The organism is Streptosporangium sp. NPDC001681, from assembly GCF_040298085.1.
In the GTDB taxonomy this organism is placed as follows: Bacteria; Actinomycetota; Actinomycetes; order Streptosporangiales; family Streptosporangiaceae; genus Streptosporangium.
Genome location: NZ_JBEOZN010000003.1, coordinates 80366 through 93873, shown reverse-complemented (window position 1 = coordinate 93873; position 13508 = coordinate 80366). Strand labels below are relative to the sequence as shown.

The window sequence follows — 13508 nt, the reverse complement described above, 5'->3', positions numbered from 1 at the left end:
TCCCGTTTTGACACCTCGAATGGGTAACCGCTATCTATTGGCCAACCGTTAGGGGGTGACATGCAGGACGCAGTGCTGGCGATGCTCGCCAAGGAGCCGTCGCACGGGTACCACCTGCACGCTCGGCTGCGGCGGAGTCTTGGCCCGCTGGGCGAGTCCATGAACCGCGGTCAGATCTATGTGACGTTGGCCCGGTTGGAGCGAGCGGGGCTGGTCGCCGGTGAGCGGGCGGACGGCCTGCCCGAGCGGCCGGAGCGCAAGGTCTATGCGCTGACGCCGGCCGGGCAGCAGCGGGTGGCCGCCTGGCTGACCGAGGTGGGCTGGCCGAAACCGGACCTGGCGGAGTTTCATCTCAAGCTCGCCGCTGCCGCCGCGGCCCGGCTGGCCGACCCGGTGGAGCTGGTGGCGGCGCAGCGCCGTGAGTTGCTGCGCCGCTTGCGTGAGGCGCAGCAGGCGGCGCTGGCCGAGCCGGCGGGGTCGGGCGCCGGCCTGCTGCTGGAAGGGGTCGTGCTGCGGTTGCAGGCGGACCTGCGCTGGCTGGATGCCTGTGAGCGGTCCTGGTCCGAGGTCGATGACGAAGTCGAGGGTGGATGAACGTGTCAAGTGCCGCGGTCCGGGCCTGCGGCCTGATGAAGACGCACGGTCAGGGGCAGAGCCGGGTCCGCGCGGTGGACGAGGTCGACCTGGAGGTGCCGCAGGGACAGATGCTGGCGGTGATGGGGCCCAGCGGCTGCGGGAAATCCACTCTGCTGCACCTGCTGGGTGGTCTGGAGCGGCCTACCGATGGAGAGGTGTGGCTGGCCGGACAGCGCGTCGACACGCTGAGCGAGCGGGCTATGGCGCGCATGCGGCGCCGGTCGGTGGGGTTCGTCTTCCAGGCCTTCCATCTGGTGGAGGAGCTGTCGGCGGCCGAGAACGTGGAGCTGCCCGTGCTGCTGGCCGGGCGCTCGCACCGCCAGGCCAGGCGCCGCGCGAGCCTGCTGCTGGAACGGGTCGGGCTCGCCGACCGTGCCCGGCATCTGCCGTCGCAGCTGTCCGGTGGGCAGCGTCAGCGGGTCGCCATCGCCCGTGCGCTGGCCAACGACCCGCTGGTCGTCCTGGCCGACGAGCCGACCGGCAACCTCGACACCGCGGCGACCCTCGATGTGCTGAGGATCTTCGAAGATCTGCGTGCCGCGGGGCAGACCCTCGTGATCGTCACGCACGACGAACGGGTCGCATCCACCGCGGACCGGCTGATCTCGATGCGTGACGGGATGTTCGTCGACGACACCCGGCTGGCCGGCACCGGCACCGGCACCGGATGGCTCGGCGGCCTGATCAGGCTGGAGGGCTGAACGTCATGGGCTTCATCGTGCTCGTCGTGCGTCTGGTGCTGGCTGACATGCGGCGGCACAAGGTCCAGGCCGTGATGCTCCTGCTCGCGGTGACCGTGGCCACCGCCACGATGGCCCTGGGCCTGTCCCTGCGCGGCGTGAGCGACGCGCTGTACGAACAGACCCGCGCGGCCACCGCCGGGCCGGACGTGGTGGCACTCTCCGGCGACACGGGCCCCGCCGTGACCTCGGCCCTGGCCTCGCTGACGAACGCTCCCGAAGTGATCGCCCACCATGGCCCCTATCGCATCGTCTACGCCGACCTCACCACGCGCGATTCCACGTCGTCCCCAGTGGTGGTGCACGGCTTCGCCGAGACGCCCGGCACGGTCAACCGGCCGCTGGTGACCTCGGGTCAGTGGGTACGCTCCGGCGGCACGGTCCTCGAACGCGGCTTCGCCACCGCGCTGGGCGTCGGCGTCGGCGACCACGTCACCATCGCCGGCCGGTCGTACCCCGTCGTCGGAATCGCCGTCGCCGCGGCCACCTCCATCTACCCCTGGGCGGCGCAGATCGGCCCGTACGGCGGCCCCAGCGACTACACCGGCCTGGCCTGGATGACCCGATCAGATGCCCGGGCCCTGGCGTCGTCCCAAGATCTCCCGGTGACCATGGCCCTGGACCTCAAGCTGAGCGACCCCGCCGCCACCGAGGACTTCCGCGACGCCCACCGCGACTCCACCATCAGGACCAACTTCCACTCCTGGCAGTTCACCGCCGAACAGGACATGGTCATCCTCAGGGACAGCCAGCCGATCCTGATCGTCGGTAGCTGGCTGCTCAGCTTCCTGGCCATCACCGGAGTGGCGGCGCTGGCCGCGGGACGCGCCGTCCAGCAGACGCGCCGGGCCGGGCTGCTCAAGGCCGTCGGCGCCGCCCCGGGTCTGATCGCCACCGTCCTGCTCACCGAGTACCTGGCGCTGGCGCTGGTCGGCGACGCGCTGGGGCTGGTGATCGCCCGCCTGACCGTGCCCGCCATCGCCAGCCCCACCGCCAGCCGGATCGGCGACGCGGTCGGGCCCGGCGGCGCCACCGTTGCCACGGCGACCGTCCTCGCCGTGGCGGTGGCGGTGCTGTCCACGTTGCGTCCCACGCTGCGGGCCATGCGTACGGCGACCGTCACGGCGCTGTCCGCCACCGCGCACCAGCCCCGTCACCGCCCCTGGCTCACCGCGCTGTCCGCGCTGCTGCCCACGCCGCTGCTGCTCGGGCTGCGGCTGACCGCCCGCCGACCGGGCCGCGCCGTGCTGCAGGCGTGCTCCACCGCCACCACAGTGATCGCGATCGTCGCCCTGCTGACCCTCCACGCCCAGCCGGAGAGGGGCTACGGCCTGGATGGCTCCTCCGCCCTGCCCAACCTGCGGGGCGAGCACGACCGCCGGCTGATGCTCGCCGTCACCATCCTGCTGATCGCACTCGCCGTCGTGAACACCATCACGCTCACCTGGACCACTGCCATGGAGGCCCGGGCGAACATGGCCATCGCACGTACGCTCGGCGCCACCCCCGGACAGATCGCCGCGGGACTGTCCACCGCCCAGCTCCTGCCCAGCCTGCCCGGCGCCATCATCGGCCTCCCTCTGGGCATCGGCCTGCTCTCGCTCTTCGCCGCCAGGAATTCGGCGGAACCCCCCTCCTCCTGGCTGCTCGGCGCCGCACTCGCGATTCTCCTGGCGACGGCGGCACTCACCGCCCTGCCCGCACGCCTGGCGGCCCGGCGGCCCGTGGCACAGACCCTCAGCGCCGAAACAGCGTGATCAGCCCCGCTCAGCAGGCGTCGGCGGCAGCGGCGCTCAGCGGACCGAGGCCCGCCCAACCCCGCAGAGACCTCATCCGCCTCACCGGCGTTCACCGACGGGCACCCGGCCCACCGGCGCTCGCGTTCTGACAGCGGCGTCACCGCGGCCGGCTAGGCGGGCCGGTTCTGCTGCTTTCGCAAGGCCGCCATGGCCGCGCCCACGATGCCCGCCTCGTTCTGGAGAGCCGCGGGGACGATCGGGGTGCGTATCTTGATCCGGGGCAGGAACCTGTCGGCCTTCTTGCTGACCCCTCCGCCGATGACGAACAGCGAGGGAGAGAAAAGCACCTCAAGGTGTTCGAGATACTCGGTCACCCGGTCGGCCCACTCGTCCCAGCCGAGGTCGTGTGCCTCCCGCGCGTGGGCGGAGGCATGCTTCTCCGCCTCCTTGCCCCTGATCTCCAGGTGGCCGAGCTCGGTGTTGGGCACCAGACGACCGTCCATGAGCAGGGCACTGCCGATCCCGGTGCCGAAGGTCAGCAGCATGACCACCCCCGATCTGCCCTTGGCCGCCCCTGCTCCCACCTCGGCCAGGCCTGCCGCGTCGGCGTCGTTGAGCACCGTTGTCGGCAGGCCGGTCTCCGCGGAGAACAGCTCTCGCACGTTCGTGCCGATCCAGTCCTTGTCCACGTTGGCGGCCGAGCCGGCGACCCCGTCGACCACGACTCCAGGAAAGGTCACGCCCACCGGCCCGTCCCAGTCGAAGTGCCGGACGATCCGCACCACCACTTCGGCCACCGCTCTGGGCTTGGCGGGCTTCGGTGTGGGAATGCGCAACCGCTCTCGCGTCAGCCGCCCCGCGGCGACGTCCACCGGCGCACCCTTGATTCCCGACCCGCCGATGTCGATTCCCAGCGCTTCCATGTGCCTACCTCCTGCCTGTTCCCCTTCCCCCTGATAGGGGGCTGATACTCGTTTGCAGATGGTGGTCAACCCGGTTGAAAGCAGCCCATCTCAGACTGTGGGCATCGCAGCCGGAAAGGAACCCCTCCCATGACGATCACCCGTTCCCTGACAGCACTCGCCCTCGCCGCCGCTCTCATATCGATCACCCCGGTGGCCGCCCAGGCCGCGACCGGCCCCACCGAGGACACGACGGCCGCGCAGAGCGCCACCCAGGGCACCATCCAATGGGGCGTCCGGTACGCTCCCGGCCGGAAGGCCAAGACACACGGCTCACTGACGGTCACCGGCGAGGACCACGCCGACATCCCGGCCGCCGCGACGGGCCGGATCTCCGGCAAGGTCTACGACCTGACCAAGGGGCCCTCCTGCGGCTGGGCGGTCTTCCGCCTCACCTACCGGACCGCGGACGGGAACCTGCCGTTCAAGCACCACAGTGTCGTCGACTGCTCGTACCGCACTCCGAAGTCGTTCGCGTTCACCCAGCGCGACCTCTACCAGGTCGAACTGAAGGTCTGTTCGGAGGCCAAGGCTTCCAAGCCCTCGCTGAACTGCCTGTACGAGGGCACCTGGAAGGTCCTCTACGTCTCGAAGTGACCGACGGCCGGAGCCGCCCTCCCCGGTGAGAGCGTCAGCTCACCGGGGAGGCGGTCCGGCGCCTGCGGCGCACCATGAATCCGAGTGCCGTCGCGGGCAGCACGACCAGTCCCGCGATCAGCCCCACCATGGGCAGGTAGTCCTGGTCGGGCCTGACAGGCGGGCCCGTGCCCGTCGAGGGGAAGGTGATGGTGGCGGTGACCGCCCGTTTCACCATGCCGCTCATCAGGGTCAGCTTCGCCTTCCAGGGCCCTGCGGGCACCTGCGGGTCCAGGGTCACGATCACCGGAGCGGCGGCCCCCGGAAGCAGCGTGACTCCCAGGTCGGCGGGGAAGGGGCCGGTCTGCAGGCCACTCGGTCCCTCCGACAGCGACAGCGTCCCGCTCATGTCCAGCGTCCGCTCACCGGTGTTACGGACCAGTACCGCCACCTGCGGGCTGCCGTCCGTGCCGCGCTTGGGGGTCAGATTCTCGACCCGGAAGTCCGAAGGCGGGTCGCCACCGTTCCCGACGTCGAGGTAGACGCGGATCCCGACACGATTGATGACGCGCACGGGGTTGGTGACGTCGGGTTCGGCCACGCTCTCCGCCCAGACGACGCCGTACCGCTCGCCGCGCGAGGCGGCGGGCGGCACTGTGATCTTTACCTGCGCGACCTCCTTGCCGCCCGGTGCCACGTCGATCGAGGGGCGGTCGAGTGATATCCAGCTCGCCAGCTCGTTCTGGACCTGTCCCGGCGGCGCGCTGAAAGTGTTCCGCACGATGTCGGCACTGGCCGGATACAGGCGGATGTGCTGGGTCCTCTTGGAGGTGTTGGAAACCTCCAGTTTTCGCTGGATGGTGGTGCCCGGACGGAGATGGTCGACGATGTAGGAGAGCGCGCGCGGGTCGTTGCGGTGGCTGACCGGCGCCTCAAGGAGGCGGATGCCGATCGTGCCCCGGGGGTCGGTGGTGACCGGGCTCGCGCCGGCCGCGCCGGAGAACAGCGCGGCCAGCAGCGTCGGTATGAACGCTCCAGCGAGCCGGTTACGCCACCTGATGTGTCACCGTCCCGCTGTAGGCGCCCAGCTCGGCCGTGATGGGGACGTTGACGATCAACGTGGGGTTCCAGGTGGCCGTGCTACCGCCGGTACCCCCCGTGTGGCCGAAGGCCGTCACGGCGGTCTCCGTCGTACCGGTCAGAGTGACGGCGTCGCCTGCCGTGAGCTGGCCGGGGGTGAAGGTACCGCCGCCGGTGGTGGCGGTCGCCGGGCCGGACCAGTACTGCACCGCGGCGAAGGGAACGGTCAGGTCGTCGACGGTGAAGTCCGTCGCGAACACCGACGCGGTCCAGAGCGAGGTGGCCCCGCCGCGGGTGTCGGAGACCGACACCGGGCCGATCTGCCCGGTGACCGTGCCGGCGGGAGCGGTGGAGCCGATGTTGGTCGGACCGGCCGGCGCGGTGATGTCCAGGCTTCCCGCCGTCACGGTGAACGTGACGATGGTGTCGGCGCTGGGTGCCGCCACCGCCGGCGCCGCCAGGATGAACAGCAAGGCGCCCGCCCCCGCCGAGGTGAGTGCGGTGAATCTCTTACGCAAGGTCTCTTCCTTCCGAATGACGGAGTCTTCGGGGGGATGAGCAAGTAATGGATCTTCCACACCCGCTGCGATCACCTTAAGAGATCAGCAACTACGCAGCGCGACCAAAACGGTAAAAGGGCGGCCCGTAGATGGCTCAGTAACCACCAAAGTGCCGGACAAGCCCCACGATGTCCCAAAGTGAGCACATCGCCCATCGATGGGCTGACCGGCAGTGGAGGCCAACACCTGAGCTGCAAATTTCAGGAATTCTTGAACATTAAACCCCTGTTTTAAAGCATGTTTCCGCAATGCTCTAACGCAAATAAGGAAGTCAGCGACAAACGACTGTGGAAACAGCGAGTTCCCTCAGCGTTTCACCGGGCCGGTCGAGGCCCTGACCACCAGTTCGGGCTCGAACAGCAGCTCGTCGGCCGGGACCAGCGCCTTGTCGATCTGGGCCGCGAGAAGGTCGACGACCGCGCGCCCCATCGCGTCGATCGGCTGGCGCAGCGTCGTCAGCGGCGGGTCCGTGCAGTTCATCAGCGCGGAGTCGTCATAGCCGATCACCGAGACGTCTCCGGGCACGGAGAGCCCCGCCCTGCGGGCCGCCCTGATCGCCCCCAGGGCCATCACGTCGCTGGCGCAGATGACGCCGGTCACGCCCTTGCGGATCAGCCGCGCGGTCGCCGCGTGCCCGCCTTCCAGGGAGAACATGGTGTGCTCCACGAACTCCGGATCGAGCCCCGCCGCGTCCAGCTTGCGCCGCGAGGGCACGTGATCGGGGGGGCCGAGCACCATGCCGATCCGCTCGTGGCCCAGCGACCGCAGATGGCCCAGCGCCATCTCGGCGGCGGCCACGTCGTCACAGGAAACCTGCGGGAAGGCGAGATGCGCGACCGCGGCGTTCACCAGCACGGTCGGCAGGCGCCGCTCCCGCAGCAGCTCGTAGTGCTCGTGCGAGGCGTCCGCCTGGGCGAACAGACCTCCGGCGAACACCACACCCGACACCTGCTGCTGGAGCAGCAGGTCGACGTACTCCGCCTCGGAGACGCCGCCCAGCGTGCGGGTGCACAACACGGAGGTGAACCCCTGCTGGGCCAGCGCCCCGCCGACCACCTCGGCGAAAGCGGGGAAGATGGGATTCTGCAGCTCGGGGAGGACGAGCCCGACCAGCCTCGCCCGGTCACCCCGCAGCTGGGTCGGCCGCTCGTAGCCGAGCACGTCGAGCGCGGTGAGAACGGCCTCGCGGGTCGCCTCGGACACCCCGGGCTTCCCGTTGAGCACGCGGCTGACCGTCGCCTCGCTCATCCCGACCTTCTTGGCCACTTCTGCAAGCCGTCGCGTCATGATGAAACTATAAGGCAAGGGAAGCAATTACTTGCGTAAACTTGCGAAAGTTACGTCAAGAGTCAAGGTGCCGGTAGCCGTCCCGTTCAGCTCTCGATGATCCGACCGGCGTCGACGTGGATGCGCCGGGTGGTGTGCACCGCGTCCAGCATCCGGCGGTCGTGGGTGACCAGCAGCAGCGTACCGGGATAGGAGGCGAGCGCGGACTCCAGCTGTTCGATCGCGGCCAGATCCAGGTGGTTGGTCGGCTCGTCGAGCACGAGCAGGTTCACCCCGCGCGCCTGGAGCAGCGCCAGCGCCGCCCTGGTCCGCTCCCCCGGCGACAGGGTGACGGCCGGGCGCGGCACATGCGCGGCGCGCAGTCCGAACTTGGCCAGCAGCGTACGGACGTCGGCGGGGGTCATGTCGGGCACGGCGGCCCCGAAGGCGTCCACCAGGGGCTCGTCACCGAGGAACAGCCCGCGCGCCTGGTCCACCTCGCCGACGACCACGCCGGGACCGAGTGAGGCACCTCCCTCCTGAAGCGGGATCCGGCCCAGGAGCGCGGCGAGCAGCGTGGACTTGCCCGAGCCGTTGGCACCGGTGACCGCCACCCGGTCGGCCCAGCCGATCTGCAGGTTCACCGGGCCGAGAGCGAACGCGCCACGCCGGACCACGGCCTCGCGCAGCGTCGCGACGACGGCTCCGGAGCGGGGGGCGACCGCGATCTCCATCCGGAGCTCCCACTCCTTGCGGGGCTCCTCGACCTCCTCCAGCCGCTCGATCATCCGCTCGGTCTGGCGGGCCTTCGCGGCCTGCTTCTCGGTCGTCTCGGCACGGAGGTTACGGCCGATCTTGTCATTGTCCGTCGCCTTGCGCCGCGCGTTCCTGACACCCTTCTCCATCCAGGCACGCTGGATCCCGGCGCGTTGCTTGAGGGCCGCGACGGTACCGGCGTACTCCTCGTACTCGTCGCGAGCGTGCCGGCGGGCGACCTCACGCTCGGCGAGGTACGCCTCGTAGCCGCCGCCGTGCAGACGGATCAACCGCTGGACGAGATCGAGCTCGACGACCCGGTTCACGGTCCTGGCCAGGAACTCGCGGTCGTGGCTGACCAGGACGGTCCCGGCGCGCAGACCGGTGACGAAGCGTTCGAGCCGCTCCAGCCCCTCCAGGTCGAGATCGTTGGTGGGCTCGTCCAGCAGGAAGACGTCGTAGCGGCTGAGCAGCAGGGAGGCCATGCCCGCCCGCGCCGCCTGCCCCCCGGAGAGCGCCGTCATCGGCCGGTCGAGCTCCACAGCGAGGCCGAGTTCGGCGACCACCTCCCCCGCGCGGTCCTCCAGGTCGGCACCGCCCAGGGCCAGCCAGCGCTCCAGACCCGCGGCGTACTCGTCGTCGGCACCCGGACGGCCCTCGACCAGCCCCTGGGTCGCGGTGTCCAGTGCGCGCTGCGCGGCGGCCACCCCGGTGCGGCGGGCCAGGAAGCCCGCGACCGTCTCGTCCGCCCGGCGCTCGCGCTCCTGCGGCAGGTAGCCGACCGACGCCGAGGGCGGGCTGAGCCGCACGGAGCCGTGCTCGGGAGGCAGCAGCCCGGCGAGGATCCGCATCAGGGTGGACTTCCCCGCGCCGTTCACCCCGACCAGGCCGACGACGTCGCCCGGGGCGACCACCAGGTCGAGCCCGGTGAAAAGCGCTCGGTCGCCGTGTCCGGCGGCCAGATCCTTGGCGACGATGGTGGCACTCATGCGTAAACGTTATCCGCCCTCGGCGGCCGCGACGTCATGTCCGATATGTCCGATCTAGCGTCAGGCCACCCCGAGTGGGCACCGCACGCCACCCCAGCCCTTATTCCCGGCAAATCGGACATATCTCTTTTTGTGGAAAAAACTTTTCTGATGGCGGCGACCGGCCATTGACCTGCCCATTCCCGCCGAGAAACATTACCTTACGGAGACTTAAAGCTACTTTTTTTGGGACTTTGGGCAACATCACTTACTTCTGAGCCGTCTTATGGGGAGGAGACGGTCACTCCCGACCGCCTACGCCAACGGGGAGAAAAGGAAATAATCTTGATGAAACGAATCGCCATCGGCCTGCTGTCCGCAGCCGTGAGCGGCTCGCTGCTCATGTCCGCCGGAACGGCCTCCGCGGAGCGAGCCGCCCTCAGTGTGCGCATCGACAGCGTCAACCCCAATCCGGTCGTCGTGCAGGGTGACGACGACACGAGGGTCACCATCGAGGTCCGCACCACCGAGGCCGAGCGCGTCGAACTGCGCCTCAAGCCGGTCTCCGACCAGCTGCGCACCCAGGACACGCGCGAGCCCCGGATCTTCCACCAGGGCGACCTGTGGCGTTTCACGACCAGCTTCGACGCCTCCGACTTCGAGGGCCGCTGGGTCGCCATCGCCGACGCGTACGACAAGGACGGCAAGAAGGTCACCGACGAGGTCAACTTCTCCGTCAAGCACGAGAAGAAGGAGAAGGCCGAGACCCGCGTCTACCGGTTCTCCGCCAGTCCCGAGTCCGTCCGCAAGGGGCGCTGGGTCTACTTCACCGGCCGCCTCCAGGTCAACGACCACCGCTGGAAGGACGTTCGGGGCGAGGAGGTGGAGATCTACTTCCGCAAGCGCGGCTCCAGCGCCTGGAAGTTCGTGACCTCCGCCGACACCGGCTGGAAGGGCACGTTCCGCGCCAAGGCCCGCGCCACCAAGAGCGGTGAGTACCGCGCGATCTTCGACGGGACCGACGACCTCTCCGAGAGCAGGAGCCGGTCCGACCGGGTACGCGTGTACAGCCACTACTACCGCCGGTAGTCCCAGCTGACGGCAGTCGACGCGGAGGCCCGGGGCGACCCGGGCCTCCGCCGTCGTCTCCTGACGGTGCCGGCCCGGCCCGTGGCCTGTGAGTGGTGTCACCGGTTGATCCCCCCACCTCCTGAGCAGGTGAGCGGGCACGACGACCGGAGGGAAGCCGCCCGGTAGCGGCGCCGACCGGCGGCCACGACCGTGCCGGAACCGTGGCACGGCTCCGGCACGGTCACGTGACGGCTCCGATCAGCGGTCGCGGCGGGTGACGAGACGGGCGAGTTCGGCCAGCTCGGCGGCGGGCCGGGGCAGCGCGCCCGCGGACCCCAGGTGACGCAGTGCCCGCGCGAGCAGCTCATCGGCCTCCAGCTGGGTCCAGGCCCGCCCACCCGCGGTCTCGACGAGCTCGGCCGCGCGGACCAGGTCGGTGCCGGAGAGCGGCCGCTCCCGGTGGTAGAGACCGGCCAGCTCATGTCCGGCAGGGGTGCCCGAGGTCAGGGCGGCGACGACCGGGATGGACTTCTTCCGGCTACGCAGATCCGAGTGGGCCGGCTTGCCTGTCACCTCGGGATCTCCCCAGATGCCCAGCAGGTCGTCGACGAGCTGGAACGCCAGCCCCAGGTCCCTGCCGAAGGCGGTGAGGTGCTCGACCTGCTCTGGGCCGCCACCCCCGAACAGGGCGCCGAGCCCGCAGGCGCACCCCAGCAGGGCACCGGTCTTGCCGGCCGCCATGCCCAGGCACTCGGCCGGCCCGACGTCGTGACGTTCCTCGAAGGCGACGTCCGCGCTCTGGCCCTCAAGCAGTTCCTGAACCGCGGTGCCGAAGACCCGGGTCGCCTCGGCGGTGATCGCGTGCCCGCCGGTCGCGAGCACGTCGAAGGCCAGCGTCAGCAGCGCGTCACCGGCCAGGATGGCCGGGCTGACACCGAAGACGGCCCAGGCCGTGGGACGGTGGCGGCGGGTCCGGTCACCGTCCATCACGTCGTCGTGCAGCAGGGAGAAGTCGTGCACCAGCTCGACCGCCGCCGCCGGTCGAAGCGCCAGGGCCGCGGCACCCCCGACGGCCTCGGCCGACAGCAGGGCCAGCGCGGGACGGAGCGCCTTGCCCCCACCGGTCGCGGACGGCCGGCCCTGCTCGTCCCACCAGCCGAAGTGATAACCGGCGATGCGCCTCATCGGGGCCGACAGCTTGTCGATCGCCGGACGCAGGGTCGCCTCGACCATGTTCCGGCTCCAGGTCAGCACCTCGTCCGCGGACCGCCCGCCTGTCCTCATCTCAGTGGTCGTCATCCTTGCTCTTCCTAACTCGGCCGTTCCAAGAAGCGATGCGGCCAGAACGGCCGAGGTGCCGGGCCCGGGCAGGCCCGCGGGAAACGCGTCCGTCAGGACCGGAGACTCCGGCCTCAGTGGCCGATCTCGACGTCTTCCAGGATGCCGAGCGCGTCGGGCACCAGGACGGCCGCGGAGTAGTAGGCGCTGACCAGGTAGGAGATGATCGCCTTCTCGCTGATGCCCATGAACCGGACCGACAGGCTGGGCTGGTACTCGTCGGGGATGCCGGTCTGGTGCAGGCCGATGACGCCCTGGTTGTCCTCGCCGACGCGCAGGGCCAGGATCGACGTGGTGCGGGTGCCGGTGATGGGGATCTTGCTGCAGGAGAAGATGGGGACGCCACGCCAGGCGGGCACCCCGCTACCGCCGACGTCGACGCCCTGCGGGTAGAGCCCGCGCGCGTTGCACTCGCGGCCGAAGGCGGCGATGGCGTGCGGGTGTGCCAGGAAGAAGCTCGTGCTCCGGCGGCGGCTGAGCAGCTCGTCGAGGTCGTCGGGGGTGGGCGGCCCGCTGCGGGTGTGAATCCGCTGCTTGAGGTCGGCGTTGTGCAGCAGCCCGAACTCGCGGTTGTTGATCAGCTCGTGCTCCTGCCGCTCGCGCAGCACCTCGATCGTCAGCCGGAGCTGCTGCTCGACCTGGTCCATCGGGTCGTTGTAGAGGTCGGCCACCCGGCTGTGCACCCGCAGGACCGTCTGCGCGACGCTCAGCTGGTACTCGCGCGGGCTGAGCTCGTAGTCGACGAACGTGCCCGGCAGGTCGGCCTCTCCCGCATGCCCGGCGGCCACCTCGACGGCGGCCTCGCCGTACTTGTTCTGCGGCCCGCTGGTGGCGGTCTCCCGCCGCCGCAGATGGGCCTGGAGCTCCTCGGAACGCTCGGCCAGCTCCAGGAACGCGTGCCGGGGCAGGACCATCGCCGTGCCGCTGGTGACCGCCCTCGCGGTGAACGACCACTCGCCGTCCGTGCCGACCAGCGTCTCGTCGCCGAAGTGGTCACCCGCGGCCAGCACCGTCAGCACGATCTCGTCGCCGTACGGCCCGGTGCCGACCTTGTTGACCTTGCCGTGCGCGATGAGCACCACCTCGTCGGCCGGCTGCCCCGACTCCGCGAGCACGTCACCGGCCCGGAACTCCCGCTGGACGAACCGGCCCGCCAGCGCGTCGAGGGTGTCGGAGTCGTCGAACCCGCGCAGCAGGGGCAGCTCGCACAGCTCGGCGGGGATGACCGCCACCTGCGATCCGGCGTTGGTGAAGCTCACCCGCCCGTCGCCGATCGTGTAGGTCAGCCTCCGGTTGACGCGGTAGGTGCCGCCCGACACCTGCGTCCAGGGAAGCATCCGCAGCAGCCACCGCGAGGTGATCTCCTGCATCTGGGGAGTCGACTTGGTCGTCGTCGCCAGGTTACGCGCGGCGTCCGTACTCAGACTCAGCTGCGACCGGCCAGCCTCGAACTCCGTCACAACACACACCACCGATCCGTGCTCGTACCAACAGGGGAAGCGAAGACATGAATCAACCAGGAGGAAACGTCAGTCAACCGCGACAGAAACGGCAAAATGCTGACCTCCCGATGCGCGGATCCGAATTCGACCCGCCATCATGGACGCCTCAATTTTGGGTTGCCCTTAAATATATTGTCAAGCATTGAATACGATCGAGCCAACAATAAACAAAGACTCCATCGTCAAATGCCCGAAAAATATTGAATGTCTTATTCTCGGCGCTACCCAGGCCCGCACCGGAGTCCCGGCAGGCCGCGGATCCGCTCGATTCCCCCCACCTGCCAGGCCGGCTGATATTTCTCATCTCAGCCACG

The 13508-nt window shown here is 69.7% G+C and carries 12 protein-coding genes; 5 read left to right on the top strand and 7 right to left on the bottom strand.

Annotation, left to right across the window (positions count from 1 at the left end; genetic code table 11):
• Window positions 1-60 precede the first annotated feature (60 nt).
• From ABT130_RS02170 to ABT130_RS02160, 3 genes are read left to right on the top strand one after another with little or no spacing between them, the layout of a single operon-like run.
• Window positions 61-594: a PadR family transcriptional regulator gene (locus ABT130_RS02170; RefSeq protein WP_350952078.1), complete on the top strand. Its 534-nt coding sequence runs from the start codon at window positions 61-63 to the stop codon at window positions 592-594.
• On the top strand, window positions 591-1337 hold the full coding sequence (locus ABT130_RS02165) for an ABC transporter ATP-binding protein (protein WP_350952076.1): 747 nt from the start codon (window positions 591-593) through the stop codon (window positions 1335-1337). The genes ABT130_RS02170 and ABT130_RS02165 overlap by 4 nt, the downstream gene beginning before the upstream one ends.
• 5 nt (window positions 1338-1342) lie before the next feature.
• Window positions 1343-3133 (top strand): ABC transporter permease, encoded by a 1791-nt coding sequence (locus ABT130_RS02160; RefSeq protein ID WP_350952074.1) that lies wholly within the window; start codon window positions 1343-1345, stop codon window positions 3131-3133.
• Window positions 3134-3285: 152 nt separating this feature from the next.
• On the opposite strand, the gene ppgK is transcribed toward ABT130_RS02160, so the two are convergent.
• Window positions 3286-4038, bottom strand: a complete 753-nt coding sequence (ppgK, locus tag ABT130_RS02155) for a polyphosphate--glucose phosphotransferase (RefSeq protein ID WP_350952072.1) — start codon at window positions 4036-4038, stop codon at window positions 3286-3288.
• 129 nt (window positions 4039-4167) lie between these two features.
• Here ppgK and ABT130_RS02150 point away from each other — a divergent pair, with 129 nt between their 5' ends.
• On the top strand, window positions 4168-4674 hold the full coding sequence (locus ABT130_RS02150; protein WP_350952070.1) for a hypothetical protein: 507 nt from the start codon (window positions 4168-4170) through the stop codon (window positions 4672-4674).
• 34 nt (window positions 4675-4708) lie between these two features.
• On the opposite strand, the gene ABT130_RS02145 is transcribed toward ABT130_RS02150, so the two are convergent.
• From ABT130_RS02145 to ABT130_RS02130, 4 genes are all read right to left on the bottom strand, one after another.
• On the bottom strand, window positions 4709-5434 hold the full coding sequence (locus tag ABT130_RS02145) for a hypothetical protein (RefSeq protein WP_350952068.1): 726 nt from the start codon (window positions 5432-5434) through the stop codon (window positions 4709-4711).
• Between the two features lie 265 nt (window positions 5435-5699).
• Complete coding sequence (locus ABT130_RS02140) at window positions 5700-6251, bottom strand: hypothetical protein (protein ID WP_350952066.1); 552 nt, start codon at window positions 6249-6251, stop codon at window positions 5700-5702.
• Between the two features lie 348 nt (window positions 6252-6599).
• Window positions 6600-7580 (bottom strand): LacI family DNA-binding transcriptional regulator, encoded by a 981-nt coding sequence (locus ABT130_RS02135; RefSeq protein WP_030918816.1) that lies wholly within the window; start codon window positions 7578-7580, stop codon window positions 6600-6602.
• Between the two features lie 86 nt (window positions 7581-7666).
• The gene (locus tag ABT130_RS02130; RefSeq protein ID WP_350952064.1) at window positions 7667-9304 is read right to left on the bottom strand and encodes an ABC-F family ATP-binding cassette domain-containing protein; all 1638 of its coding nucleotides are present in this window, start codon (window positions 9302-9304) and stop codon (window positions 7667-7669) included.
• Between the two features lie 327 nt (window positions 9305-9631).
• Here ABT130_RS02130 and ABT130_RS02125 point away from each other — a divergent pair, with 327 nt between their 5' ends.
• Window positions 9632-10372 (top strand): hypothetical protein, encoded by a 741-nt coding sequence (locus ABT130_RS02125; protein WP_350952062.1) that lies wholly within the window; start codon window positions 9632-9634, stop codon window positions 10370-10372.
• Window positions 10373-10612: 240 nt separating this feature from the next.
• Here ABT130_RS02125 and ABT130_RS02120 read toward each other — a convergent pair whose 3' ends face one another.
• Window positions 10613-11653, bottom strand: a complete 1041-nt coding sequence (locus tag ABT130_RS02120) for a family 2 encapsulin nanocompartment cargo protein polyprenyl transferase (protein ID WP_350952060.1) — start codon at window positions 11651-11653, stop codon at window positions 10613-10615.
• Between the two features lie 113 nt (window positions 11654-11766).
• Entirely contained in the window at window positions 11767-13152 is a 1386-nt protein-coding gene (locus tag ABT130_RS02115) for a family 2B encapsulin nanocompartment shell protein (RefSeq protein ID WP_350923524.1), read from the bottom strand.
• Between the last annotated feature and the right edge of the window lie 356 nt (window positions 13153-13508).